Below are 24,851 nucleotides of genomic sequence, written 5' to 3' on the forward strand. Positions count from 1 at the left end.
CTGCTCGCGCAGCCATCGACAACCTGCTTCCCATACCTCGGATAATGCCCGCCATTCGCGGGCATTCTTATCTGAGGCACGGGAACCCACTCGCGGGCATTCTTCGTGAGGCACGTCGGCCCCTTGACGATCGTCCCCAAGAGGGGGACGATGATGCGTAGATCAACTCGCCGCCCAGGCGCGCCGGAGGCATCGCCCCGCCACTGGGCGGCGAGTCTGTTAACGGGGGTCGCGGCGTGCCAGCATGGGCGCATGGATCGCACGATCGACTACCTGCCGCTGTTCAGCCCGGTGGGGCGGCACGAGGTGCAGGACTACCGTCGACGCTCCCTCGCCGAGCGCGACCAGAGCGCGGCAGTCATCCAGACCGTCCTGCGGGTTGTCGCGATCGGTGTCGTGGTGATCGTGACGGCGGGCGTCATCGGCCCGTTCCTCGCACTGTCGATCGGCGGCGTGCTCTCGGGAGACCCCGTCGGCGTCGCCGGGCCGGCCGTGCTCCTCCTCATCCTGGGCGGAGTCGGCATCGCCGCCTGGCGTCTCGTGCGGGGCGCCGCGCCGCAGTGGGAGCAGCGCCTGCGCATGCACCGCTTCGCCGAGGTGAACGGGCTCGTCTACGAGATGGCGAGCCCCGCGCCGAGCTATCCGGGCGCCATCTTCGGTCAGGGGCGCTCCCGTCGCGTGAGCGACCACTTCCGCACCGCCGACGGCCGGTTCCTCGACTTCGGCAACTACCGCTACGTGACCGGCAGCGGCAAGAACAGCACGACGCACCACTGGGGGTTCCTGGCGCTGCATCTCGACCGGGCGCTGCCCCACGTGCTGTTGGACTCGCGGGCCAACAACGGGATGTTCGGCGCGAGCAACCTGCCCACGAGCTTCCGCCGCGACCAGGTGCTGTCTCTCGAGGGCGACTTCGACCGCTACTTCACGCTGTACTGCCCGCGCGAGTACGAGCGCGACGCGCTCTACGTCTTCACGCCCGACCTCATGGCGCTGCTCATCGACGAGGCGGCCCCCTACGACGTGGAGATCGTCGATCGCTGGCTCTTCGTCTACGCGGCCCGACCCTTCCCCCTCGCCGACCCGCACACCTATCAGCGCCTGCTGCGCATCGTCGACACAGTGGGCCGCAAGACGCTCTCGCAGACGGATCGCTATCGCGACGAGCGCGTGGGCGACTTCGACGCCAACATCGTGGCTCGGGAGGGGCGCCGCCTGCGCGCGGGAGTGCCGCTCGCGACGATCATCATCGGCGCCGCCTTCGCCCTCTTCTGGGGCTTCTCGTTCCTCGGAGGCCTGCTCGGCGGGTGATCAGCCCCCGCGGGTCTGCGCCGTGCCGCCCTCGCGCAGCGCGTGGCGCGAGCGCGCGAGAGCGGCGAGAAGGGTCGCCTCATCGGCGCGAGCCCCGATCGCATCGCGGTCGCCGAGGATGCGCTGCCGCGCGTAGGCGAGGCGCGTCGCGTCGCGGATGAACGCCGCCATGAGCGCTCCCACCCCGTGGCGCTGCGCCCACGCCGTCGCCTGCCGCCGCCCCGCGGAGCTCGCGATCATCGCGACCTCCTGCGGATGCAACCAGCCGACGGCGGCGTATTCGGCGAGCCGCGCCTCGGTGAGCCGCCTCTCCTGCCCGCGCAGCATCACGACGATGCCGACGCCGATGAGGAAGAGCGGCACCTGCACGAGCAGGTAGTAGCCGTAGAAGTCGCCCACGAAGAACAGGGCGCCGTTCCAGAAGGCGTGCAGGAGCACAGCCGGGACGAGGCCGAGTACGAAGTAGCCGAGCACCCCGAACGCGCCCGTGCGCCGGGCGGCGACGCCGAGGGCGGCACCGAGGCACGCCGAGAACATGACGTGCGCGAAGGGTGACATGAGCCCGCGCACGACGAAGGTCTCCACGGTCGTCGCGGTCGAGCCGTCGAGGAGCGACTGCCCGAAGTAGAGGATGTTCTCGGTGAAGGCGAACCCGCCGCCCACGCACGCCGCGTACACGATGCCGTCGACGGGCCCGTCGAAGTGCCGCCGCACGGCCCAGAAGAGGATGAGCACGCCGAGGCCCTTGCCGACCTCCTCGACGATGGGAGCCTGCACGGCGGCGCCGAAGAAGTCGAAGCCGGGCCCGGGGCCGCCGACCGCCGCGACGGCGTTCTGGATCTCCGCATCGACGGCGAGCGCGATGAGCACGCTCGCTCCCGCGCCCCACAGGAAGGCGAAGGCGAGGGCCGCGCGCGGCTCCGGCTCCCAGCGATCGATCCACCGAATACCCAGCAGGACGATCGCGAGGGGCACGAGGGCGAGCAGACCGCCGACGACGGCGCCGGCCGTACCAAGCGCGATGACAAGGTAGGCGAGCACGACCAGAAGCACGAGCGCGAGCACGATGAACCCGAGCACCGCGAGCACGATCAGGAGCGGGTTCGTGCGCCGCGGGGCGACCGCGAAGCCCGGCTGGGCGACGCTCGCCGCCTCCGATCGCACCGTCTCGGGTGCGCGCGAGACCTCGGGGGCGGGAGCTCGCCCCTGCCCGGTCGCGGTGTAGTCAGGCAGTCGACGAGACTCGGTCATGTGCGCCACTGTAGCCGTGCGCGTCGCTCTCGACCGGTCGACAGTGGTGTCCGATTTCCGCTGGTGCTGGGCCTCCGCACCTGCCACGCTGGCACCGTGCCCGCCCTCGACCACGATCGCTGCTACCGCGTTCTTGCCGCGCGCGACGCGCGATTCGACGGGCAGTTCATCGCGGGCGTGCACTCGACGGGCATCTACTGCCGACCCAGCTGCCCCGCGATGACCCCGCGCGAGCACAACGTGCGCTTCTACCCGACGGCGGCCGCGGCGCACGAGGCCGGGCTGCGGGCCTGCAAGCGCTGCCAGCCCGACGCGACCCCCGGCAACCCGCAGTGGAATCTGCGCGACGACCTCGTGGGGCGCGCCATGCGGCTCATCCTCGACGGCGTGATCGAGCGCGACGGCGTGCCGGGTCTCGCCGCGCACCTCGGCTACAGCCCGCGGCATCTCACGCGCGTCATGACGGCGGAACTCGGCGCCGGCCCCCTCGCTCTCGCCCGCGCGCACCGCGCGGAAACAGCCCGCACGCTGCTCGCCGGCACCGAGCTGCCCGCCGCGCAGGTGGCGTTCGCGAGCGGGTTTCGCAGCATCCGGCAGTTCAACGACACCGTGCGGGAGGTCTACGACCTGACCCCGAGCGCACTGCGCTCCCTCGCGCGTCGCGAGAGTCGCCCCCCGTCGGCGACGGAGGGCGGAATCGGTGCCGGCACGACCGTCACCCTGCGCCTCGCCGCTCGCGCACCCTTCGACGGCGTGGGCGTGCTGCGCTACCTCGCCGACCACGCCGTGCCGGGCGTCGAACGGGTCACCCACGTCGGCGTCGAGCGCTGGGTGCGCCTGCCCGGCGGACTCGCGCAGGTGCACGTGCGTCTCGACGACGAACGCGCCGGCGTGCGCTGCACGGCGACGCTCGCCACGCTGCAGGATGTCGGGCCGCTCACGGCGCGCGTGCGCCGCTGGTTCGATCTGGACGCCGACGCGACCGCGATCGACGAGTCGCTGGCCCGGGATGCCCGGCTCGCGCCCCTCGTCGCCGCTGTGCCGGGCATCCGTCTGCCGGGAGGGCTCGACCCAGCCGAGACCCTGCTGCGCACGATGGTCGGCCAGCAGATCTCCCTCGCCGCCGCGCGCACGGTGCTCGGGCGCATCGCGGCCGAGGTCGCCGAGCTCGACGGCCATCCCGCCGCCGACGGCGCACTGCTGCCCTTTCCCACCCCGGCGCAGCTCGCCGAGCACGGCGTCCACGTGCTGCGCGGCCCAGCACCGCGTGTGCGGGCCATCCTCGCCGTGAGCGAGGCGCTCGCGGCGGGCGACCTCGCACTCGATGTGGGGCTCACCGCGGCCGAGCTGCGTACGCGCCTGCTCGCGCAGCCCGGCATCGGTCCGTGGACGGCCGACTACGTGACCATGCGCGTGCTCGGGGCGCCCGACATCCTGCTCTCCAGCGACCTCGTGCTGCTCGCCGCACTGCGCAGGCGCGGGCTCGCGACGACGCCGCGCGACGCCGCCGCTCTTGGCGAGCGCTGGGCCCCCTGGCGCAGCTACGCGACGCTGCACCTGTGGCGCGCCCGATAGTGGGGTGGCACACGGCGCGAGGGCCGAGCACAATGGTGCGCACGCCGGCCCCGGCGTCTCGAGGAGCACCCCCACCCGAACGGGAGGACAGCATGGACCGCGAGTACGAGCCGAACAGCGACGACGAGCGCGAGGTCGACCTCGACGCGAACGAGGAGACCCTGCCGCCGCCGACGATCGATCCCGACGAGCGCGTCGAACGCCCGGAGGCCGAGGCCGCCGAGGGGCCGATCGACGAGGACGAGCGCCCCGCCTGATAAGACCGCCGCGCCTCAGTCCTCGGGCGGCACCATGGGCAGCGCGATCGCGCCCGTGGGCGGTACGACTCCGCTGAGCCGCTCGGGAGAGAGCACCTTCGCGATCTCGGCTTCAGTCATGAGCCCGCGCTCGATCACGAGCTGCCGCACCGGCACATCAGAGCTGAGCGCCTCGTAGGCGAGCGCCGCCGAGCGCTGGTAGCCGATGTAGGGAGTGAGCGCGGTGACGACGCCGACGCTCGACTCGACCATGCTCGCGAGCCTCGCCTCGTTCGCGGTGATGCCGTCCACGCAGTTGAGGCGCAGCGTGCGGCACGCGTTCGTCATCCACGCGAGCGACTGCAGGATGCTCGAGGCGATGACCGGCTCGAACGCGTTGAGCTGCAGCTGCCCGCCCTCCGCCGCCGCCGTCACGGTCGCGTCGGCGCCGATGATCGAGAAGGCGACCTGGTTGACGACCTCGGGGATGACTGGGTTGACCTTGCCCGGCATGATCGACGAGCCCGCCTGACGGTGCGGCAGCGAGATCTCGCCGAAGCCCGCCTGGGGCCCGCTCGAGAGCAGGCGCAGGTCGTTGCAGATCTTCGAGAGCTTCACGGCGGCGCGCTTGAGCGTGCCCGACACGGTCATGAAGACGCCCGTGTCGCTCGTGGCCTCGATGAGGTCGGGCGCCGTCACCATCGTGTAGCCGCTGATCTCGCTCAGGTGACGCCGCACCGACTCGGCATAGCGCGGGTCGGCAGTGATGCCCGTACCGATCGCGGTGGCGCCCATGTTGATCTCGTTGAGCCAGGGGATGATCTCGCCGAGCCGCTCCTGGTCCTCGCCGAGGGTCGTCGCGAAGCCCCGGAACTCCTGCCCGAGGGTCATCGGCACGGCGTCCTGCAGCTGCGTGCGGCCGACCTTCAGGATCGACGCGAACTCCTGCCCCTTGGCCGTGAACGACTCGATGAGCAGCCGGTGCTCGTCGAGCAGGCTGCGCAGGCTGAACACCATGGCGAGCTTGATCGCCGTCGGGTAGACGTCGTTCGTCGACTGGCTGCGGTTGACGTGGTCGATCGGGTGAAAGCTGTCGTAGTCGCCCTTGGGCAGCCCCATGAGCTCGAGGCACCGGTTGGCGATGATCTCGTTCGCGCACATGTTGGTGCTCGTGCCCGCCCCGCCCTGCAGCACGCCGAGCACGAACTGGTCGTGCAGCTCCCCCTCGATGATCTCCTGGCACACCTGGTCGATGAGGTCGGCGCGCTCGGGCCGCAGCACCCCGAGCTCCTTGTTCGCCCGAGCAGCCGCCTGCTTGACCATCGCGAGGGCGATGACGAGATTGGGGTGGTTGGAGAGCGCTCGACGCGTGATGGGGAAGTTCGTGAGGGCCCGCGCTGTGTGGATGCCCCAGTAGGCGTCGGCGGGTATCGGCATCTCGCCGAGAGAGTCGTGCTCGACGCGCATCTCGCGCGGAGCATCCTCGTCTTCGTCCAGCCCCGGTCGGTAGACGGGCTCTCCGTTGTCGCTCGTCATGAAGCTGGGGGCGGGGCCGGTTGTGCGCACCATGGAATGACTGCCTCTTCCTTGCAGATCGGGGAACAGTGCGGTGGCGAGCCTCACTCTAGACCCTGGCGGCACCGCGCGGGCTTGGTACAGTCTGCGACGTGCCGACAACTGATCCCCTCGCCCGCGCTCTCGACCTCGCCGCGCGCAACGTCGCCGCCGGTGGAGGCCCGTTCGGCGCCGTCGTCGTGCTGCCCGACGGCAGCATGGTCGACGGTGTCAACCGCGTGACGCTCGACAACGACCCGACCGCGCACGCAGAAGTGGTCGCGATCCGTGCGGCCTCGGCACGCCTGGGCACCTTCGATCTGAGCGGATGCTCGCTCTACAGTTCGTGCGAGCCGTGCCCCATGTGCGGTGCCGCCGCCCTGTGGGCCCGACTCGACACGGTCGTGTTCGCCGCCGACCGGCACGACGCCGCCGCCGCGGGCTTCGACGACTCGGCGTTCTACGCGCTCTTCGAGCAGCCCGGCGGCGAGTGGCCGACCGTGCTGCGGCATGAGGCCTCCCCCGACCGGCTCGCGCCGTTCGAGGCCTGGGGCCGGTTCGCCGCGCGCACCGAGTATTGAGCGCCGCGTATTGAGCGCTGCGCCGGCGCCTACCCCGTGGCGGTGACGCGAATGCGCTGGGTCACGAGCCGATCGGGCACGGGCGTGTGCGAGATGATGACGACCGCGCGGTCATCGCCGATCGCGCTCACGAGCTCGAGCAGCAGTGACTCCGCCCGCGCGGGGTCGACGTTCGCGGTCGGCTCGTCGACGACGAGCACCGCGGCTGACGAGAGCAGCGCTCGCGCGAGGGCGATGCGCTGCGCCTCCCCGCCCGAGACGAGCCTGCCGCGCTCGCCGACCGCGGCGTCGAGGCCACCGCGCTCGCGGCACCATTCGCCGAGCCCGACCCGGTCGAGCACGTCGAGCAGCTCGGCGTCGGTCGCCGTATCGCGTGCGAAGAGGAGGTTCTGGCGGATGCTCGTGTCGAACAGGTGCGGCGCCTGCTCGCACAGCACGACGTGGCGGCGCACCTCGTCGGGGTCGAGCTCGCGAACGTCGATGCCCCCCAGCAGGTAGTCGCCCTCGTGGTCGAGAAACCGCACGAGGACGTGTGCGAGCGTCGACTTGCCGGCTCCGCTGGGCCCTTCGACGACGACGCGGTCGCCGGGCCCGAGCTCGAGGTCGAGGGGCGCCATCGCAGGGGCGGACTGCCCCGGCCAGCGCGCCGTCACGGCGCGCAGGGTGAGCGGCGTGGCCGTCAGCGGCGGCGGCGCGGGCGCGGCGGGCGGGCGCGGTATCTCGCTCGGCACGTGCTCGGGCACGGCGGCGACGATGCGGTCGGCGCTCGCTCGCACGCGCCACCACGCGGTCATGGCGAGCGGCAGCGCGGCGGCGACCTCGAGCACGGCGAGCGGCACGAGCACGAGCAGCGCGAACTGCGGGCCGCTGAGGGCGCCGGTGCTCAGCGCGGGCTCGACCGAGACGAGGGTGGCGAGCGCCGTGGCTCCCGCGCCGAGCGTGAAGAGGGCGGCAACGCTGCCGGCGGCGGCCGACTGCCGCGTCTGCGCGCGGCGCAGAGCGCCATCGAGATCGAGGATGCTCGCCCGCCTCTCCTCGGCAGCGCCGAAGGCGTTCAGCACCTCCCAGCGCGTGACGTACTCGAGCACGGCGTCGGCGAGGCGCGCGCGCAAGGGGGCGACGCGGGCGTCGGCGGCCCGGCTCAGCAGGCGGAGGATTCCCAGTGCGGCAGCGATCGTCGCCACGAGCCCGAGTGCGAGCACGGCCGCCGCCACGGGCGAGAGCCACGCGACCCCCACGACGGCGAGCCCGGCCACGATGCCGCCGCTCACGAGCGGTTGCGCGACGCGCAGCGGCAGATCTTGCAGGGTGTCGACGTCGCGCACGAGCGTCGTGAGCAGGTCACCGCGCCGCACGCCGCGCACCCCGTCGGGGGCGAGCGGCAGCAGCCGCCGGAAGATCGCGACCCGCAACGACGCGAGCGACCGGAAGGCGCCGTCGTGCGCCACGGTGCGCTCGAGATAGCGGAACACCGCGCGGCCGAGCGCGAAGGCGCGCACGCCCACGATCGCGAAGCCGAGGAAGAGGATGGGCGGCTGCTCGGCGGCGCGCGCGATGAGCCACGACGAGGTCGCGAGCAGCGCGACCGCGGATCCCGCGGCGAGCACACCGAGCGCGAGCGCGGCGAGCAGGCTCGCCCGCGCGGGCATCGCCGCGCGCAGCACGGGCCGCCGACGCTCGCGGGCCGCGCGGGCGCTCTCGTGATCCGTCATGGTCATGCCCGCACCTCCGCCGCCACGAGCTGCAGGTCGAGATGCACATCGGCCGCAGCGACGACCGAGCGCCGGTGCGAGACGACGAGCACGAGACGGCCCTCGTCGGCGAGCTCGCGCACGCTCGCGAGCACGCCGGCCTCCGTCTCGCTGTCGAGCGCCGACGTCGGCTCGTCGAGAATGACGATCCGGCAGTCGCGCTCTCGCGCGCGGTAGACGGCCCGCGCGAGCGCGAGTCTCTGCGCCTGCCCTCCCGACAGCCCGTCACCCGCGAGGCCCAGTACGGTGTCGCGCGGCAGATCCTGCACCCGCGCCCACTGCAGAGCCTTCTCGACCGCCGCACGATCGACGCTCGCTACGCCGAGCGCGACGGCCTCGTCGAGAGTGCCCTCCGTGAGCTCGGCGGATTGCGGCGACCAGGCGATGCGGGCTGCGCGCTGCGCGGGCTCGAGAGGCTCGCCGCTCATGAGCACCGCACCCTCGGCCTCGTGCAGCCCCAGGATCGCGAGGAGGAGCGATGTCTTGCCCGTGCCGCTGGGGCCGGTGATCGCGACGACCTGCCCGGCCTGCCAGCTCGCCGAGAGGCGGTCGACGACGACACGATCGCCGCGCCGCACCGTGAGGTCGCGCAGGTCGAGCGCGGGCGCATCGTCGGCGCGGGCGAGCGGAGCCGCGGAGGTCGACTCGGCGCCCGCTGCCGGCACATCCTCGGCCTTCTCGAGCAGCGCGAGCACATCATCCGCGGCGGCGATGCCCTCCGCGGCCGCGTGGTACTGCGCGCCTACCTGGCGCAGCGGCAGGTAGGCCTCGGGAACGAGTACCAGCACGAAGAGGCCGAGAGCGAAGGCGATGTCGCCGTCGATGAGGCGCACTCCGACCGAGACGGCGACGACCGCGACCGAGAGGCTCGCAGCGAGCTCGAGGGCGAAGCCGGAGAGGAAGGAGAGCCTCAGGACGCGCATCGTGCGCTGGCGGTACTGCTCGGTGACGGCCTCGATGCGGGGAATCTGGCGGTGCTGGCGCCCGAAGATCATGAGAGTCGAGAGCCCGCGCACGACCTCGAGGAATCCCTGGGAGAGGCTGCCGAGAGCCTCCCACTGCCGACGCTGCATCGCCTGCGTGGCGAGACCGATGAGGATCATGAAGAGCGGGATGAGCGGCAGGGTCAAGATCACCGCGATGCCCGTGGCGAGATCGGCGGTGAGCAGGGCGAGCACGACGAGAGGCGTGGCAACGGCGGTGAGGATGAGCTGCGGCAGGTAGCGGCCGACGTAGCCGTCGAGGGCGTCGAGACCCTGGCCGATGAGGGTGGCGATACGCGCGCTCGAGGTCGTGCCGAGCAGCGCCGAACCCCCGCGGTCGAGCCCCGCGAGCACGCGACGACGCAGCTGGCTCTTGACGACCGCAGCGCCGCGCACGGCGAGGCCGTCGAGGAGAGCCTGCGTGCCTGCGCGGGCGAGGATGCTGCCCGCCGTCGCGAGAATCGTCAGGGCGACCCGCTCGAGAGACTCCCCCGCGATGAGACCGGCGATGCTGTGGGCGAGGAACCAGCTGAACGCGATGATGCTCGCCGTGTGCACGACCGCGACGGCCGACCCGATCACGAGGAGCGATCGGGCCGCCGTCGCCGTGCGCAGCAGTCGCGGGTCGAGCGGCTTCAGTGCGCGTCCGCCGGAATCAGGTCGCGCGTGAGCCGCTTGCGGAACACCCAGTACGTCCAGCCCTGGTACGCGAGCACGAGCGGCATCGAGAACACGGCCAACCAGGTCATGATCTGCAGGGTATACGCCGAGCTCGACGCGTTCTCGATCGTGAGACTGAAGGCGGGGTCAGTCGTCGACGGCATGACGTTCGGGTACATCGCCGCGAGAATCGTCCCCACGGCGAGGGCGATCGTCGTCGCCATGAGACCGAATGCCCACCGCTCGTGTCCACCGGCGTTGGCGAGCCAGGACCCGATGAGGGCGACCGCCGCCCCTCCGGCGAGCGCGACGATGAGGGGCAGGTGGGCGACATCGAGGTGCTGAACAGCGGTCCACACCAGGAAGGCCGCGGCCACGACGATCGTGAGCAGCCCCGAGCGCTTCGCGAGGGCGTGAGCTCTCTCGCGCATCTCGCCCTCGGTCTTGAGTGCCACGAACTGGACGCCGTGCGTGAAGAACAGCAGCAGGGTCGTGAGACCGCCGAGGATCGCGTAGACGTTGAGGAGGTCGAACAGCGAGCCCGTGTAGGTGCCGGTCTCATCGATCGCGACTCCCTGCACGATGTTGGCGAAGGCGACGCCCCACAGCAGTGCGGGAACCGCGGAGCCAACCACGATCATCCCGTCGAACCAGGCCTTCCAGCGGGGCGACTTACCCAGGCGGCGGTACTCGAACGACACCCCGCGGGCGATGAGCGCGAGCAGGATGAGCAGCAGGGCGAGGTAGAAGCCGTCGAAGAGCGTCGCGTACCAGTACGGGAAGGCCGCGAAGAGCGAGGCGCCGGCCACGATGAGCCACGTCTCGTTGAGATCCCAGACGGGGCCGATCGTGTTGATGAGCAGGCGCTTGTCGGTGTCGTCCTTCGCGAGGAAGGGCATCGACATTCCGACGCCGAAGTCGAAGCCGTCGAGCACGAAGTACCCGATGAACAGGAATCCGACGATGCCGAACCAGAGGAGTGCGAGATCCATGATGTGTCCTGACTAGGTGAACGAGACGACGGGCTAGTAGACGGTCGCGAGGGAGCGGGGGTCGACCGTGCCGCCATCCTCATCGGCGTCGTACTTATCCCAGTCCTTCGGGCCCTCGACGGCGGCCTTGACGATGAGCTTGAACTCGACCACGGCGAGCGCTCCGTAGATGAGGGTGAAGGCGACGAGGGAGAGCAACACCTCGAAGCCTGTCACGCCCGGTGAGACGCCGTCCTCGGTCTTCATGAGACCGAACACGATCCAGGGCTGCCGGCCCATCTCGGTGAAGATCCACCCGACAAGGCTTGCCACGAGCGGCAACGGCGCCGACCAGATCGCGACCTTCCAGACCCAGTTCTGCTGCGGAGTGCGGCCACCGCGGGTCAGCCACAGGCCGACGACCGAGATGAGCGCTGCGAGGGCGCCGAGGCCGATCATCCAGCGGAAGCTCCAGTAGGTGACCCAGATGATGGGCGTGTAGTCGCCGGGGCCGAACTCCGACTGGTACTGCGCCTGCAGGTCGTTGATGCCCTCGACCGTGCCCATGAAGTCCTGCGTGGAGAGGAACGAGAGCACGTACGGGATGCGGATCGAGAACAGCTCGCTCGAGCCGTCGGGCGTGCCCCACGTGAAGATCGAGAAGGATGCCCCCGCCGTCGTCGTGTAGAGCGCCTCGGCCGCGGCCATCTTCATGGGCTGCGTCTCGACCATGATGAGGCTCAGCTGGTCGCCCGTGAGAGCGACGCCGGCGAAGCACACGATGTTGGTGATGAGGCCGAACCGCAGCGCCGTGCGCATCTCGTCGATGTGCTGGCCGCGCGAGAGGTGGAACGCGGCGACGGCGACCATGACGACCGCGGCGAACATCGTCGCGGCGAAGATCGTGTGCGGGAACTGCGCGAGCGCCACGGGGTTGGTGAGCACCGCGACGATGTCGGTGAGCTCAGCACGGCCGCGCTCCTCGTTGATCGCGAACCCGACCGGGTTCTGCATGAAGGCGTTCGCGGCGAGGATGAAGTACGCGGAGAGGGTCGTGGAGATGGCGAGCATCCAGATCGTCGCCAGGTGGAGCTTGGCGGGCAGCTTGTCCCACCCGAAAATCCACAGACCGATCATGGTGGCCTCGAGGAAGAAGGCGAGCAGCCCCTCCATCGCGAGGGGTGCCCCGAAGACGTCGCCCACGAAGCGCGAGTAGTCGCTCCAGTTCATGCCGAACTGGAACTCCTGCACGATGCCCGTCACCACGCCCATCGCGAAGTTGATGAGGAAGATCTTGCCGAACAGGCGGGTCAGGTGCAGGTACTTGAGCTTGCCCGTGCGCACCCATGCCGTCTGCAGGATCGCCACGAGCACGACCATGCCGATCGTGAGCGGAACGAAGAGGAAGTGGTACAGGGTCGTGAGACCGAACTGCCAGCGCGCCAGCAGCAGCGGATCGAGCCATTCGAGCACGAGAGGCGACCTTCCGAGAGCGAGAGAGGGGGACGACTCGACCCTACGAGCAGCCCTCGCGAGCGGGTAAGGGTCGAAGGTCCCGACTGCGCGGGCCGCGCACAGCACACCACCGGGGCGCATCGCTAGGCTCGCGAGCGTGAACGAACTGCTCGACGACCTGCTCGGCTACGTCCAAGCCGTCGACCCCGTTCTGCGCACACTGCTCGCGGGCCTGTTCATCTTCCTGGAGACGAGCGTGCTCGTCGGCCTCGTGGTGCCGGGAGACACCGTCGTGCTCGTCGCGAGCACCGCCGTCGACTCCCCCCTCGGCTACTTCTCACTCGTCACGATCGCAATCGTCGGAGCGCTCGGCGGCGCCTCCGTGGGCTTCGCGATCGGTCGCTTCTTCGGCCCCCGGCTGCGAGCCTCGCGACTCGGCGCACGCATCGGTGAGAAGAACTGGTGCCGCGCCGAGAACTTCCTCGACCATCGCGGCGGCATCGCCGTCTTCATCTCGCGGTTCCTGCCCGTGCTGCACTCGCTCACGCCGCTCGTCGTCGGCATGAGCACGCTGCGCTACCGCACCTTCATGCTGTGGCTCACCCCCGCGTGCATCATCTGGGCGTTCGCCTACGTATCGGTGGGGTCGGCGGCCGCCGAGGGCTATCGCTCGATCTCGGGACAGCTGAGCTCGGCCGCCTACTTCTTCGTCGCCGCCATCCTCGGCTTCTGGCTGCTCGTCTACGCCGTCAAGCGGTTGCTCGACCGCTACGTCGCGCGCTTCGCCGACCGCGAGAGTGACCGCGACGCGACGACCCGCGACGACTGACCGCCGCGTGCGAATCACCCGGTTCGCGCACGCGAAAGGGGCGAGCGCCCGTGGGCGCCCGCCCCTCACGATGCGGGATGCTGCGGAGTGGTTAGCCGAGGAACCCGTTCTCGGTGAGCCACTGCGTCGCGATCACGGCCGACGAGTCCTCGTCGACGGTGCTCTGCACGTTGAGGGCCACGAGACCCTCCGCGGTGAGCGCAGCACTGACCTCGTTGATGACCTCGGCGGCCTCCGCGGGGAGGTCGGCCGAGGCGAGCGGCACGACGTTCGAGGCCAGGAAGAGGCCCTCGGGGTCGTCGAGCGTCACGAGGTCGTTCTGGCCGATGCGGGGATCGGCGCTGAAGACGTTGGCCACGTTCACGAGGCCGTCGAGCAGCGCGGGCACCGTCGTGTCGCCGGTCGCCTCGAACTCGACGGTCACACCGTAGACGTCCTGCAGGCCGGTCGGGCCGTAGGGGCGCTCCTCGAGCTCGGGGAAGCCGCCGAGCACGAGCCCGTCGACACCCGCGAGGTCGCCGATCGAGCTGAGACCGTTCGCCTCGGCGAACTCGGCGGTCACGTTGTAGGAGTCCTGGTCGCTCGCCGAGGACTGGTCGAGCACCTGCAGGCCCTCGGGAAGGGCATCCTGCAGCTCGGCGTAGACGTCGTCCGACTGCGTCGCCGTCGTGTCGGGGCTGTAGAACTGCAGCAGGTTGCCTGTGTACTCCGGGAAGAGGTCGACCTCGCCGCCCTCGATCGCGGGAATGTACGCGTCGCGCTGGCCGATCTGGAAATTGCGGTCGACATCGAAGCCGGCCTCCTCCAGTGCCTGCGCGTAGATCTCGGCGATGATCTCGTTCGAGTAGTACGCCTGCGAACCGACGGTGATCGTCTCGCTCGACATGTCACCGTCAGAGCCCGTGTCCGGCTCCTCCAGCGGGTCACCCGTTGCACACCCTGCCAGGGCCAATGACACCCCGACCACGGTCGCGCCGAGCGCGAACCGGCCCTTGTTCCTTGCTGTGAACATCACACACTCTCTTTCCTAGGTGGTGGCGGAAGCCTCCGCCGTCGCGCGGCGTCCGGATGACGCCGTGCGAACGTCTGGGATGCGGCCCGCGCGCACACCGCGCGGCACCGCGAATCGCTCGAGGATCGCGAAGATCGCATCGAGCAGGAGGGCGAGCACGATGATGAGGATCGCGCTGCCGAGCATTTGGTCGTAGCTGCGCAGGGCGATGCCCTGCACGATCTCGAAGCCGAGCGCGCCCAGACCGAGGAAGGCCACGAGCACGACCGTCGCCACGACCTGCAGGGTAGCGCTGCGGAGTCCGCCGATGAGGAGCGGCAGGCCGAGCGGCACCTCGACCTTCCACAGGATCTGCCACTCCGTCATGCCCATCGCACGGGCGGCGTCGACGACCCGTCGGTCGATGACCTCGAGACCGGAATACGCTCCGGCGAGAATCGGGGGGATCGCGAGGAGGACGAGGACGAAGATCGTCGACGGCTCGCGGAGGAGGACGCCCGCGATCATGACGAAGAGGAACAGGAGGCCGAACGACGGCAGTGCGCGCGCGGCGCCGGTGATGGCGACGGCGATGTCGCGCCCGCGCCCGGTGTGGCCGATGAGCCAGCCGAGGGGCACGGCGATCGCCGAGGCGACGGCCATCGCCGCGAACGTGAAGTAGAGCTGCTCGCCGATGCGCTGCGGTATCGAGCCGCGGCCCTCCCAGTTGGCGGGGTCGAGGATCCAGGCGAAGGCGTCGAAGAAGAGGTTCACGAGGCCGCTCCCTGCTGCACCGTCGGCGCCGTCGCCGTCGCGCGTGTCCACGGCATGAGGGCCCGCCCCAGGGCGACGAGGATTCGGTCGATGAGGAGGGCGATGAGCACGGTGACCACCACACCGGAGAGCACCTCGGCGAGGATGCCCCTCTGGTAGCCGTTCGTGAAGAGGTAGCCGAGCGTGTCGATGCCGATGACGACCCCGATCGTGAGCAGGCTCACCGTGCTCACGGCGACGACGCGCACACCAGCGAGCACGACGGGGCCGGCGAGGGGGAACTCGACCGCCCAGAACCGGCGCCAGGGCGAGTACCCCACGGCGGTCGCCGCCTGCTTGATGTCGAGGTCGACACTGGCCAGAGCATCCGCGATCGATCGCGCCATGATGGCGACCGCGTAGATCGTCAGCGCGATCACCACGTTGAGCTCACTCGTGTAGGGGATTCCCAGAAGCGGCGGGAGGGCCACGAAGAGCGCGAGCGAGGGGATCGTGTACAGCAGCCCCACCACGGTGAGCACGAGCCCGCGGGTGAGGCGATACCGGTAGGCGACCCAGCCGAGCGGCACCGCGAGCACGAAGCCGAGCAGAATCGGGATGGCGCTCAGTCGAAGATGCTCGAGCGAGAGGCGGCCGATGAGGTCGAGGTTCTCCCACACCCAGGTCACGCCGTGCCCTCCTCCGTGAGCGCACCGGCGACGTTGCCGTCGCCATCGACGAGGATGCTCGAACCGTCCACTTCGCGAATGCTCAGCGCGCGCTTGCCGCGGTCGGCGCCGATGAAGCTCGCCACGAAGTCGCTCGCGGGGTTCGCGAGAATCTCCTCGGGCGAGCCCTTCTGCGCGATGCGCGCGCCCTTCTCGAGGATGACGACCTGGTCGCCCAGGAGGAACGCCTCATCGATGTCGTGGGTGACGAAGACGACCGTCTTGTCGAGCTCGCGCTGCAGGCGCAGCAGCTCCTGCTGCAGGTCGGCGCGCACGATGGGGTCGACGGCGCCGAAGGGCTCGTCCATGAGGAGGATGTTGGGGTCGACCGCGAGGCCGCGCGCGACACCGACGCGCTGCTGCTGGCCGCCCGAGAGCTGCGCCGGGTAGCGCTCGGCCATGCTGCGGTCGAGCCCCACGGTGTCCATGAGCTCGAGAGCGCGCGCGTGCGCCTCCTTCTTGGGCACCCCGTTGAGACGCGGCACGGTCGCGATGTTGTCGATCACGCGGCGGTGCGGCAGCAGGCCCGAGTTCTGCATGACGTAGCCGATGCGGCGGCGCAGCTTCACCGGCTCGATCGTGGAGATGTTCTCGCCGTCGATCTCGAGCTCGCCGCTCGAGGCGTCGACCATGCGGTTGATCATGCGCAGCAGGGTCGTCTTGCCGCAGCCGCTCGACCCGACGAACACCGTCGTCTGGTGGGAGGGGAGCTGGAGGCTGAAGTCGTCGACCGCGGTCGTGCCGTCGGGGAAGGTCTTCGAGATGGAGCGGAACTCGATCATGCGGGTCTCCTCACGCCAGCGCGCACCTCATTATTCAGCGCTCGTTCAGTCAAGCAGGTTGCTCTGACGACGACGAAACCCGGCCCGCCCATTCTCGGCTGTTGTCCAGTACCGCTCAGCCTACGTTCAGAGAGTGTGCAGGCAGTTGTCGGTGCGCCGCCCGCGGCTCAAAGACGGTCGGCGACGACCGCGGCGACCGAGCGCCGCGCCTCCGCGACCAGGGCCTCGTCGCCGGACGACGACCGCGCGAAGGCGCGAGCGACGAGCGCGTCGGCGACCTCGACCGCAGAGCCGACCGCGAGGCGGAACTCGGCGGTGTCGGCCACGCCGAACCGCTCGGCGAGAGCGTCGCCCACTGCGGTGGCCACGACGACCGAGGCGGGCTCTTCCGTGGTCGGCGGGAGCAGGTCGAGCACGTCACCCGCGCGCAGCGAGCGGAAGCCCGGCTCCGTGCGGAACAGGTCGACCATGACGTCGACGACGGCGAGCAGGGCATCCTGAGCAGAAGCGTGCTCGGCGCGGGAGAGCTTCTCCGAGACGCGCACCATGAGCCGCTCGAGGTTGCGCGAGGCGAGCGACTGCAGCACGGCGATGCGGTCGGGGAAGTAGCGGTAGACGGTGCCGATGGAGGCACCGGCGCGCTCGGCGACCATGGCCGTCGTGAGCTTCTCGTAGCCGATCTCGTCGATCACCGCGGCAGCGGAGTCGAGCAGGGTCGCGAGACGCGCGGTGCTGCGAGCCTGCACGGGCTCGTTGCGGATCAGCGCCGAAGCGCTGGGGTGAAGAGTGTAGGTATCTGTGTTCGACACGATGGGGTCCTTTCGCTCGACCGATGCCCACAGTAGCGCTCCACCTGAGCAGAACGCACATAACTCCCAGGGTGCGTCGCGTTCGGGCTCAAGGGCTCTGACAGACTGGAGCCGTGACGGATGAGACGCCGGACCCCTCCGCGCCCTCCCGGTGGGCGACCTGGGCCTCGGGCCTCGAAGACCGCTTCCACCGCTTCCGCGAGCGGCGCGCCCGCAAGCGCGGACTCGTGCCGACGGTCATCCCCTATAGCGGCTACGGCAACGACGACTGGATCCGCGTGCTGTGCCGCGTGCTCCTCACGAGGCCGCAGACCTCGTCGAAGGCGGCGAAGAAGTCGATCCGCGGCTGGCGCAGCTTCGTGAGCATCCCGGTCGCGGACGCGGCCGTGACGGTGCGCGCCGACGGGCAGGAGATCACGGTGCACGCCGATCGCGGCGGCGTGGTCGACGCGGAGATTCCCGTGAGTCTCGCACCGGGGCTGCGCACGATCACGCTCGAGACCGAGGGCTCCGAACCGGTCACCGCGAACATCTACGTCGTGAATCCGGATGCTCGGCTCGGGGTGCTCTCCGACATCGACGATACGGTCATGGTCACGGCGCTCCCCCGGCCCTTCCTCGCCGCGTGGAACACCTTCGTGCTCGACGAGCACGCGCGTCGACCGGTGCCGGGCATGGCCGTGCTGCTGGAGCGCATCACGCAGGAGCACGCGGGCTGCCCCGTCGTGTACCTCTCCACGGGCGCCTGGAACGTCGCCCCCACCCTCGACCGCTTCATGGGCCGGCATCTCTACCCGCGGGGCACCCTGCTGCTCACCGACTGGGGGCCGACCCACGACCGACTCTTCCGCAGCGGACGAGACCACAAGCGCGAGAGCCTCGAGCGGCTCGCGCGCGAGTTCCCCGCCGTGAGCTGGGTGCTCATCGGCGACGACGGGCAGCACGACGAGGAGCTCTACCGGGCCTTCGCCGAGGCGCACCCCGAGAACGTCGCCGCGGTCGCCATCCGCCAGCTCTCCACCCCCGAGGCCGTTCTCGCGGGCGGGCGCCGGCACATCGATGCACCCGAGGGCGCGGCGCCGTGGGTGTGGGCGCCCGACGGCGCCGGGCTCGCAAAGAAGCTCGCCGAGGTCGGGATTCTGCGCCGCTACCGCTGAGCACTCCCCGCGAAGGTGTACGCGCTACGATCGAACACACGTTCGACAGTGGCACGGTGACGAGGCGAGGAGGGCGGCCATGGCGCAGCGCCTCACGCGCAGGGCGGGCCCCGAGCATCCCGTGCTGTTCGCGAGCGAGGCCGACATTCCGCCAGCGCCCGTTCTTCCCGACCCTGGTGCGGCAGTCGAGCTCGACTCCTATCGTGCGCTGCTCGAGGAGGCCGAGGCGATCGCGCTCGCCGCAGTTGCCGAAGCCGCCCCCGGGCGGGAGGTCGTCGTCGCGGGACGGCGTGAGGTACCCGCGGCCGACGAGGACGCGGCCGCGGTGCTCGACGACGGCACCGCGCGTATGCGCCTCCTGCTCGGGTCTGCGGCGAGCGCCGCCCTGCGGGAGAGCCTGCGAGCGCGCGTGCTGCTCGTGAGCGCCACGACCGCGCGCGCCGACGGTGCGACAGTGCTGCGGGTCAGTGCGGCGCACGACCTGCGCCGCCTCGGGGCCGAGCGCGAGGCCCTCGTGCGCGCGACCGGGCGCCGGCGCTGACACCGACGCCGACGCCGACGCATGAGAGTCCTCTCATGCGAGGTCTGCTCGCCTGCGCACCGCCGATAATGGGGGGATGCGCTCGCCCCTGCTCCGCGTCTCGGTGCGCTCGCGCATTCTCGCCGTCATCCTCGTCGTCACGGCGCTCGGCATGACGGTGGCGGGCCTGAGCGCCTACCTCGTCCAGCGAGACCGCGTGCTCGCGAGCATCGACACCGAGCTCATCTCCTCGGTCGAAGCGGCCCGCGCGATCGTCACGGGCGAGTCGACGGCGAACCAGGACGCCGCGACCGCGACCCCCGAGACCGACCCGGCGGCCTTCGCGACGGTCGAGGAGGCACTGTCGGCGATCATGTCGAGGCTCGTGCCGGGGCGCAACGAGAGCAGCGTCGCCCTCATCGACGGCGAGGCGCGCCTCATTCCGGGCACGCGCATCGCCTTCCACCTGGAGGACGACCCGGTCTTCATCGACCGGGCGTGGCAGGAGGCCACTAGCGGCGTCGTGACGCTCGGCACCGCGGTGACCCAGGTCGGCACGCTGCGCTACATCGCCGCGCCCGTCTCGGTGACGGGCGACGATCAGGTGGGCGTCTACGTGACGGCTGTGGATGCTCAGGCCGCGGTCGACGAGGTCGGCGGCGCCTTCCTGACCTACGCTGGTCTCGCCGTGCTCTCCCTTGCGGCCATCGGCGTCGCCGGCTGGTTCGTCGCCGGCCGGCTTCTCGCCCCGCTGCGGCATCTCACCGAGACGGCCTCGCGCATCACGGCGGAAGACCTGAGCGAGCGCATTCCCGTTCACGGCAACGACGACGTCTCCGCCCTCACGGAGACCGTGAACGCGATGCTCGAGCGGCTCGACGACTCGCTCACCGCACAGCGCCAACTGCTCGATGACGTGCGGCACGAGCTCAAGACCCCTCTGACGATCGTGCGCGGGCACCTCGAGCTCATGGACGCGAGCAGCCCCGCCGATGTCGACTCCGCGCGCCAGATCGCGATCGACGAGCTCGACCGCATGAGCGAGCTCGTCGAAGACATCGACGCGCTCGCCCGCGCCGAGAAGGCGCAGCTGCTCACCGAGCCGACCGATGTGGCCGATTTCACGGCTCTGGTCTTCAGCAAGGCCACGGCGATGAGCGGTCACGACTGGCAGCTCGCGGAGTCAGCGGAGGCGATCGCCCTCCTCTCCCCCTCGCGGCTCACCCAGGCCTGGTTGCAGCTCGCCGACAACGCGGCCAAGTACTCACCGCCGGGGTCGACGATCCGCCTCGGCAGCACGGCGTATGCCACGGCGGTCGAGTTCTGGGTCGCCGACGAGGGCCCGGGCATTCCGGAGGGCGCAGAGGAGCGCATCTTCGAGCGGTTCGGCCGCGCCGATACCGGGCGCGGCATCGCCGGCTCGGGGCTGGGCCTTCCGATCGTCGCCGCGATCGCGCGCGCTCACGGCGGCTACGTGACGCTCGACAGCTCGGAGGCCGGCGCCCGCTTCGGCATCGTCGTGCCCACGGAGGCCGAGCAGGATGCCCCTCCCCCGCCCGCGGCCGGCTTCGACGGCACCGAACACTCCAGGAGTGAACCGTGAGCAGCATTCTGGTCGTCGAGGACGAGGCGCGCATCTCGACCTTCGTGGAGAAGGGCCTCACCGCCGCGGGCTACACGACGACGGTCGTCACGGACGGACGGAGCGCGCTCGACTACCTCGCGACGGGGTCGTTCGATCTGGTGCTGCTCGATGTCGGGCTGCCGGGGCTCGACGGCTTCGAGGTACTGCGCCGCTTCCGGGCGGGCGGCGCGACCACTCCGGTCATCATGCTCACGGCCCGCACGAGCGTCGACGACACCGTCACGGGCCTGGACGGCGGCGCGAACGACTACCTGCCGAAGCCCTTCAAGTTCGACGAGCTGCTCGCGCGCATCCGCGTGCGCTTACGTGAAGCCGGCCAGCAGGGCGCGGCGGAGACCGTGCTGCGGCACGGCGAGATCACTCTCGACCTGCGCGCACGGCGCATCACGGTCGACGGCGCCACTCTCGACCTCTCGGCGCGCGAGTTCGGGCTCGCCGAGCAGTTTCTGCGCCACCCCGACCAGGTGCTCTCACGCGAGCAGCTGCTCAGCCGAGTCTGGGGGTTCGACTTCGACCCGGGTTCGAACGTCGTCGACGTCTACGTGCGCTACCTGCGCGCCAAGATCGGCGCCGACCGCATCGAGACGGTGCGGGGCATGGGCTATCGATTGGCCTCCGCGGGCTGACGCTGCTGAAGCCCTCAATCGGCGGAGTCGGCCGAGGCGGGACTGTCGACCGACGCCGGGCTGTCGACCGAGGCCGGGCTCGCCGCGGGTGCGGGGGCGACCGGTTGCGGCGCAGGTGCCGGTGCCTGCACGACCTCGGGTGCCGAACTGGGGCTCGGGGTGGGGGTTGCCGTCGGAGAGGCCGTCGGGGTCGCACCCGCGCTCGCTCCGGCACCGCCGACGCCCTTGACCTCCTCGAGGGCGATGCTCGAGATAGGGGGAACGGACGACTCGGTCGTCGAGTCTACGAGCGGCATGGCCCCCGCGATCGAGGCGGCACTGGCGGCGACGAGACCGAGCCCGAGCGCCGAGGCTGCGCCGACGGCGAGCCAGCCGCGTGCGGCGCTGTGCGATCGTGGCGTTCCGGTCGGCGAGGCGGTCATGCTTCCAGTATCGACGGCCCAGCCCGGCTCGTGGGTGAGAGTTCTCTCACGGAGGCGGCCGCTCTGCGGCTCGGGCCGCTACCAGGTGGAGGTGGTGAGCGGCCGCTCGTCGGCGGTCACGATGCGCTCCGCTCGCTCGAGCAGCAGCTGTGCATCCTCCGACCCTGCCGCGGAGCGCGCGAGCGCGTGACCGAGCAGCTGGGTGCCCGCGATCGCGTGAGCACGGTCGGCGAAACCCGGCTCGCGGGAGCCGAACCAGCGCCGCCGCCACCCGTCGGCGAGCACCGAGCTGCGGCGAGCACGCACGGTGGCCGCGCTGCCGCCGTCGTGGACGACGGTCGCGATGAGGTGGGCGTAGAGTGCTGCGGCGTCATCGGCCGGGTCGCCCCACCCGGAGGTGTCGATATCGAGCACGCCCGTGATGCGGCTCGGCTCGCTCGGGTCGACCAGCAACTGCGCGAGGTGCAGATCGCCGTGCACCGTGCGCGAAGGGGGCGGTTCGCCTCCCGCGCGATACCGGGCGGCGATCGCCCGCGACGTGCGTTCGATGCGCGAGTCGTGGTCGGGCAGCTGGTCGAGCAGGCGCTCCTCGTACCAGTCGAGGCGACGCACGAGCGAGGAGCGCGCGGGCGCTTCGGAGGGCACCGACGCGATCTGCACGACGAGGCGCTCGAGCTCGTCGAGGAGCGCGCGCGGGTCGGTCGCCCGGTCGAGGACGCTGATGAGCTCGGCCCCGGCGAGGGCTTCGAGGGCCACGAGCCCCTCCTCGCTCCACCCGAGCGCCGAAGGCACGGGCACTCCGTGCTGGCGCCACTGCGTGTGCTTGCGCTGCAGGGGCTCGGCCGTCGAGGGTCGCACGACCTTGAGGAAGTACGCGGTGCCCGAGGTGTCGACCCGCACGACCGCGCGCTTGCCGGGCCGGTAGGCAGCGAGGGAGACCTTGAGGTCATCGACGGGCAGGCCGAGGCGGCCCAGCACGACTCCTGCCGCTTCGGCATAGACCGCGGTGCGCAGCGCCGGCAGGGCGGGGTCGGCGGGGTACACCCAGACATCGACGCGGTCACCCGTACCCGGCTGGGTGAGCGTGAGCACCCCGGGCCGCGTCGTGTCAGGGGGCGAGGTCTCGACGAACACCGTGTGGTCGGCGGCCTTGCCGCCCGCGTCGGTGAGCGAGACCCGGTACCCGTGGGTGAAGCCTTGGCCGGTCGGCTCCACCTGCAGTGCCGTCACGTCGCCGAGCGTGGAGCCGAGGGACGACGCCACGGCGGTGAGCACGTCGTGGTGCGGAAGGGGGCGCGCGGTCGTCGACATCGTTCACATTCTGTCGGATGTCTCGGTCAGCACGTCAATTCGCCGCACCGGGTTGACGCGGCGGTTGTCGGTCCAGTACTCACACCGACTCACCCCTCCCCCGACGTGGGGGGCCGCGATTGCTGGAGAGCAGGCGGGCACCGGCGTAGGGTGTACACGTCGTGTCCCCCCTTTGGCGGACATTGCGAGCGCACCACACCCCAACTCCACACCCCCACTCCATACCCGCGAGACCCACCCCTTCGGCACCCGCCCCCCACGGGTCGCCCGCACCACCCGGTGCTGACACCCGCATAGGAGCGGCAGAGAACCGGGGACGGTTCATCCTTCACCCGAAAGGAAGGGCCGTCACCATGCCCGCACTTCTCGTCACCGCCGTCACTCTCATCCTCGTCGGCGCTATCGTCGTCTCCCTCGAGCGGCACCGCCGCCTCACACCCGTCACCGCAGCCCTGACGGGACTCTCCACGCTCGCGATCGTCGGCGGCGCCATCCTCGTCACGTTCTCGGCGACCGCTCCCGCTCTCGCGAGCGAGGTCGCCCCCCGCGGCGTGGGCGAGAACTCGCTCGAGCGCGTCGACGCGCTCGAGCTGCCCACCCTGTAGAGCGCCACGTGCCGGCGCGCGCAGAAGCCGCCGCACAGAACCCGCGCAGCAGCCGCGCACCAGCCGGCCGCGCCTACTCCTGCCCGCGGGCCGACTCGCCCCAGCACTTCGGGCCGCAGTCTCGATACGGCCCCGTCTCGCCCGATGCCGCGCGCCGGGTGCTGATGAGGCGCCGCACGGAGTCGTCGACCGAGGCCTGCGAGACGGTGCCTTCTTCGACCGAGGCGACCAGAGCATCCAGGAGGGACTCGGGGTCGATGCCGACCGATCGGGGGTCGCCGGGCAGTACGTAGAGCAGCAGGTCGTTGCCGGCGGCGAGGGCGCGCACGGCATTGCGCTCGGGGTCGGCGTACTCGGCGAGGCCCGAGCGCTGCAGCATGAGCATGTCGTCGGTCACGACGATGCCGTCGAAGCCGAGCTCCTCGCGCAGGATCGTGATCCACTCGCTCGAGAGGGTCGCGGGCACGGCGCTGATGCGGTCGAACTGCAAGTGGCCGGTCATGACGAGCGGGGCCCCCGCCTCGATGCCCGCGATGAAGGGCACGGCGTGCGTGCGCCGCCACTCCTCGAGGCTGATGCTCGAGCGGGGCACGCTCACGTGCGAATCGTCAGGACTCGCCCCGTGCCCGGGAAAGTGCTTGAGCGTGGAGAGCGCGGCGCCGCTCTCACCGCGCACGGCGGCCGCGACCCGGTCGGCGCTCGCGGTGGGCGATTCGCCGAGCGTGCGCGGGCCGATGAAGCTCGAGCCGTCCGGCGAGACGTCCGCGACCACGCCGAAGTTGATGAGCACGCCGGCCCGGTCGACGAGCCCCGCCCTCTCACGAAAGGCGGCCTCCGACGCGGAGGGCGGCGCCGACCACAGGGCGCGGCCGGCCGGCGCGACGTCGGCCAGGAGTCGACGCACGATGCCGCCCTCCTGGTCGATGGCGGTGAGGATCGGTAGGCCCGGCTCGGCGTGCAGCGCGGCCGTGAGTCTCGAGACGGTCGCGGCCGAGCCGCCGACGTTGTCGCCCATGAGGATGACGCCGCCGAAGCCGTGCCGCTCCACGACCGACCGGATGCGTGACGCATCCGTGCCGGGCACATGGATCATGACCTGTGCGGCAAGCTTCTGCCGCAGGGTCATGTCGGCCAGCCGCTGGTCGACGTAGAGAACGGTCGGGTCGAGCAGCGGCGGCGCCCCGGCGGCCCGCGCCTCGGGAGCGCGCGGCGCCGCCTCGTAGGAGACGCAGCCGGCGACGGCGAGCACGGCGAGGGCGGCCGCGGCGGCGAGGAGAGCGCGCGGTCGGCTCGAGCGTCGTCGCATCTGACGATGGTAGCCCGGGCGAGTCGACATACGATGGCC

Annotated in this window: 24 protein-coding genes; 10 read left to right on the plus strand and 14 right to left on the minus strand. The window is 70.9% G+C overall.

The window, feature by feature from the left end:
* The first annotated feature begins 252 nt into the window (after positions 1-252).
* The gene (locus tag FK219_RS10300; protein WP_152582626.1) at positions 253-1,311 is read left to right on the plus strand and encodes a hypothetical protein; all 1,059 of its coding nucleotides are present in this window, start codon (positions 253-255) and stop codon (positions 1,309-1,311) included.
* On the opposite strand, the gene FK219_RS10305 is transcribed toward FK219_RS10300, so the two are convergent.
* Positions 1,312-2,562 carry a PrsW family intramembrane metalloprotease gene (locus FK219_RS10305; RefSeq protein WP_152582627.1) on the minus strand — a complete coding sequence of 417 codons (1,251 nt, stop codon included), beginning with the start codon at positions 2,560-2,562 and terminating at the stop codon, positions 1,312-1,314.
* Between the two features lie 96 nt (positions 2,563-2,658).
* Here FK219_RS10305 and FK219_RS10310 point away from each other — a divergent pair, with 96 nt between their 5' ends.
* The gene (locus tag FK219_RS10310) at positions 2,659-4,137 is read left to right on the plus strand and encodes an AlkA N-terminal domain-containing protein (protein ID WP_328821672.1); all 1,479 of its coding nucleotides are present in this window, start codon (positions 2,659-2,661) and stop codon (positions 4,135-4,137) included.
* 92 nt (positions 4,138-4,229) lie between these two features.
* Positions 4,230-4,394, plus strand: coding sequence for a hypothetical protein (locus tag FK219_RS10315; RefSeq protein ID WP_165638114.1), 165 nt, complete (start codon positions 4,230-4,232; stop codon positions 4,392-4,394).
* Positions 4,395-4,409: 15 nt separating this feature from the next.
* Here the strand turns inward: FK219_RS10315 and FK219_RS10320 are convergent, their stop codons facing one another.
* Entirely contained in the window at positions 4,410-5,840 is a 1,431-nt protein-coding gene (locus FK219_RS10320) for an aspartate ammonia-lyase (RefSeq protein ID WP_210416814.1), read from the minus strand.
* A 200-nt stretch (positions 5,841-6,040) separates the two neighbouring features.
* On the opposite strand from FK219_RS10320, the gene FK219_RS10325 reads away from it, so the two are divergent.
* Positions 6,041-6,508, plus strand: a complete 468-nt coding sequence (locus tag FK219_RS10325) for a nucleoside deaminase (RefSeq protein WP_152582629.1) — start codon at positions 6,041-6,043, stop codon at positions 6,506-6,508.
* Positions 6,509-6,537: 29 nt separating this feature from the next.
* On the opposite strand, the gene cydC is transcribed toward FK219_RS10325, so the two are convergent.
* The 4 genes from cydC to FK219_RS10345 are packed head-to-tail and all read right to left on the minus strand — an operon-like array spanning position 6,538 to position 12,346.
* Positions 6,538-8,226, minus strand: coding sequence for a thiol reductant ABC exporter subunit CydC (gene cydC / locus FK219_RS10330; RefSeq protein WP_152582630.1), 1,689 nt, complete (start codon positions 8,224-8,226; stop codon positions 6,538-6,540).
* Positions 8,223-9,824, minus strand: coding sequence for a thiol reductant ABC exporter subunit CydD (gene cydD / locus FK219_RS10335; protein ID WP_165638115.1), 1,602 nt, complete (start codon positions 9,822-9,824; stop codon positions 8,223-8,225). The genes cydC and cydD overlap by 4 nt, the downstream gene beginning before the upstream one ends.
* Before the next feature lie 53 nt (positions 9,825-9,877).
* A complete protein-coding gene (cydB, locus tag FK219_RS10340; protein ID WP_152582632.1) occupies positions 9,878-10,894 on the minus strand; it encodes a cytochrome d ubiquinol oxidase subunit II in 1,017 nt (338 codons plus the stop codon).
* A 33-nt stretch (positions 10,895-10,927) separates the two neighbouring features.
* On the minus strand, positions 10,928-12,346 hold the full coding sequence (locus FK219_RS10345) for a cytochrome ubiquinol oxidase subunit I (protein WP_328821673.1): 1,419 nt from the start codon (positions 12,344-12,346) through the stop codon (positions 10,928-10,930).
* 139 nt (positions 12,347-12,485) lie between these two features.
* Between FK219_RS10345 and FK219_RS10350 the strand changes: the two genes are divergently transcribed.
* Positions 12,486-13,157: a DedA family protein gene (locus FK219_RS10350; RefSeq protein ID WP_152582634.1), complete on the plus strand. Its 672-nt coding sequence runs from the start codon at positions 12,486-12,488 to the stop codon at positions 13,155-13,157.
* A gap of 91 nt (positions 13,158-13,248) precedes the next feature.
* Here FK219_RS10350 and FK219_RS10355 read toward each other — a convergent pair whose 3' ends face one another.
* The 5 genes from FK219_RS10355 to FK219_RS10375 all read right to left on the minus strand — a co-directional run bounded on the left by FK219_RS10355 (position 13,249) and on the right by FK219_RS10375 (position 17,220).
* A complete protein-coding gene (locus tag FK219_RS10355; RefSeq protein ID WP_152582674.1) occupies positions 13,249-14,169 on the minus strand; it encodes an ABC transporter substrate-binding protein in 921 nt (306 codons plus the stop codon).
* A 15-nt stretch (positions 14,170-14,184) separates the two neighbouring features.
* Positions 14,185-14,973: an ABC transporter permease gene (locus tag FK219_RS10360; RefSeq protein WP_328821674.1), complete on the minus strand. Its 789-nt coding sequence runs from the start codon at positions 14,971-14,973 to the stop codon at positions 14,185-14,187.
* Positions 14,919-15,590 (minus strand): ABC transporter permease, encoded by a 672-nt coding sequence (locus tag FK219_RS10365; protein WP_152582635.1) that lies wholly within the window; start codon positions 15,588-15,590, stop codon positions 14,919-14,921. The genes FK219_RS10360 and FK219_RS10365 overlap by 55 nt, the downstream gene beginning before the upstream one ends.
* Entirely contained in the window at positions 15,587-16,411 is an 825-nt protein-coding gene (locus FK219_RS10370) for an ABC transporter ATP-binding protein (protein WP_152582636.1), read from the minus strand. Before FK219_RS10370 ends, FK219_RS10365 begins: the two co-directional genes overlap by 4 nt.
* Positions 16,412-16,578: 167 nt before the next feature.
* A complete protein-coding gene (locus tag FK219_RS10375) occupies positions 16,579-17,220 on the minus strand; it encodes a TetR family transcriptional regulator (RefSeq protein WP_152582637.1) in 642 nt (213 codons plus the stop codon).
* A 113-nt stretch (positions 17,221-17,333) separates the two neighbouring features.
* Here FK219_RS10375 and FK219_RS10380 point away from each other — a divergent pair, with 113 nt between their 5' ends.
* The 4 genes from FK219_RS10380 (at position 17,334) to FK219_RS10395 (ending at position 21,168) form a co-directional block, all read left to right on the plus strand.
* Positions 17,334-18,377 carry an App1 family protein gene (locus FK219_RS10380; protein ID WP_152582638.1) on the plus strand — a complete coding sequence of 348 codons (1,044 nt, stop codon included), beginning with the start codon at positions 17,334-17,336 and terminating at the stop codon, positions 18,375-18,377.
* Between the two features lie 79 nt (positions 18,378-18,456).
* A complete protein-coding gene (locus FK219_RS10385; protein ID WP_152582639.1) occupies positions 18,457-18,918 on the plus strand; it encodes a hypothetical protein in 462 nt (153 codons plus the stop codon).
* Positions 18,919-18,994: 76 nt separating this feature from the next.
* The gene (locus FK219_RS10390; RefSeq protein ID WP_152582640.1) at positions 18,995-20,500 is read left to right on the plus strand and encodes a sensor histidine kinase; all 1,506 of its coding nucleotides are present in this window, start codon (positions 18,995-18,997) and stop codon (positions 20,498-20,500) included.
* Positions 20,497-21,168: a response regulator transcription factor gene (locus tag FK219_RS10395; RefSeq protein ID WP_152582641.1), complete on the plus strand. Its 672-nt coding sequence runs from the start codon at positions 20,497-20,499 to the stop codon at positions 21,166-21,168. Before FK219_RS10390 ends, FK219_RS10395 begins: the two co-directional genes overlap by 4 nt.
* Before the next feature lie 14 nt (positions 21,169-21,182).
* On the opposite strand, the gene FK219_RS10400 is transcribed toward FK219_RS10395, so the two are convergent.
* Positions 21,183-21,590, minus strand: coding sequence for a hypothetical protein (locus FK219_RS10400; RefSeq protein ID WP_152582642.1), 408 nt, complete (start codon positions 21,588-21,590; stop codon positions 21,183-21,185).
* Positions 21,591-21,668: 78 nt separating this feature from the next.
* Entirely contained in the window at positions 21,669-22,901 is a 1,233-nt protein-coding gene (locus tag FK219_RS10405; protein ID WP_152582643.1) for a phosphotransferase family protein, read from the minus strand.
* A 353-nt stretch (positions 22,902-23,254) separates the two neighbouring features.
* On the opposite strand from FK219_RS10405, the gene FK219_RS10410 reads away from it, so the two are divergent.
* The gene (locus FK219_RS10410) at positions 23,255-23,506 is read left to right on the plus strand and encodes a hypothetical protein (protein WP_152582644.1); all 252 of its coding nucleotides are present in this window, start codon (positions 23,255-23,257) and stop codon (positions 23,504-23,506) included.
* Between the two features lie 73 nt (positions 23,507-23,579).
* On the opposite strand, the gene FK219_RS10415 is transcribed toward FK219_RS10410, so the two are convergent.
* Positions 23,580-24,812: a glycoside hydrolase family 3 N-terminal domain-containing protein gene (locus FK219_RS10415; protein WP_152582645.1), complete on the minus strand. Its 1,233-nt coding sequence runs from the start codon at positions 24,810-24,812 to the stop codon at positions 23,580-23,582.
* Positions 24,813-24,851 lie beyond the last annotated feature (39 nt).

This window comes from Microcella pacifica (assembly GCF_009371975.2).
Lineage (GTDB): Bacteria > Actinomycetota > Actinomycetes > Actinomycetales > Microbacteriaceae > Microcella > Microcella pacifica.

Bases quoted from the DNA above. Each gene is read 5' to 3' on its own strand.
- FK219_RS10300 (WP_152582626.1), top strand. From the start codon at position 253: ATGGATCGCACGATCGACTACCTGCCGCTGTTCAGCCCGGTGGGGCGG.
- FK219_RS10305 (WP_152582627.1), bottom strand. From the start codon at position 2,562: ATGACCGAGTCTCGTCGACTGCCTGACTACACCGCGACCGGGCAGGGG.
- FK219_RS10315 (WP_165638114.1), top strand. From the start codon at position 4,230: ATGGACCGCGAGTACGAGCCGAACAGCGACGACGAGCGCGAGGTCGAC.
- FK219_RS10320 (WP_210416814.1), bottom strand. From the start codon at position 5,840: ATGCGCGTCGAGCACGACTCTCTCGGCGAGATGCCGATACCCGCCGAC.
- cydC (WP_152582630.1), bottom strand. From the start codon at position 8,226: ATGACCATGACGGATCACGAGAGCGCCCGCGCGGCCCGCGAGCGTCGG.
- cydB (WP_152582632.1), bottom strand. From the start codon at position 10,894: ATGGATCTCGCACTCCTCTGGTTCGGCATCGTCGGATTCCTGTTCATC.
- FK219_RS10355 (WP_152582674.1), bottom strand. From the start codon at position 14,169: ATGTTCACAGCAAGGAACAAGGGCCGGTTCGCGCTCGGCGCGACCGTG.
- FK219_RS10370 (WP_152582636.1), bottom strand. From the start codon at position 16,411: ATGATCGAGTTCCGCTCCATCTCGAAGACCTTCCCCGACGGCACGACC.
- FK219_RS10385 (WP_152582639.1), top strand. From the start codon at position 18,457: ATGGCGCAGCGCCTCACGCGCAGGGCGGGCCCCGAGCATCCCGTGCTG.
- FK219_RS10390 (WP_152582640.1), top strand. From the start codon at position 18,995: ATGCGCTCGCCCCTGCTCCGCGTCTCGGTGCGCTCGCGCATTCTCGCC.
- FK219_RS10400 (WP_152582642.1), bottom strand. From the start codon at position 21,590: ATGACCGCCTCGCCGACCGGAACGCCACGATCGCACAGCGCCGCACGC.
- FK219_RS10405 (WP_152582643.1), bottom strand. From the start codon at position 22,901: ATGTCGACGACCGCGCGCCCCCTTCCGCACCACGACGTGCTCACCGCC.
- FK219_RS10410 (WP_152582644.1), top strand. From the start codon at position 23,255: ATGCCCGCACTTCTCGTCACCGCCGTCACTCTCATCCTCGTCGGCGCT.
- FK219_RS10415 (WP_152582645.1), bottom strand. From the start codon at position 24,812: ATGCGACGACGCTCGAGCCGACCGCGCGCTCTCCTCGCCGCCGCGGCC.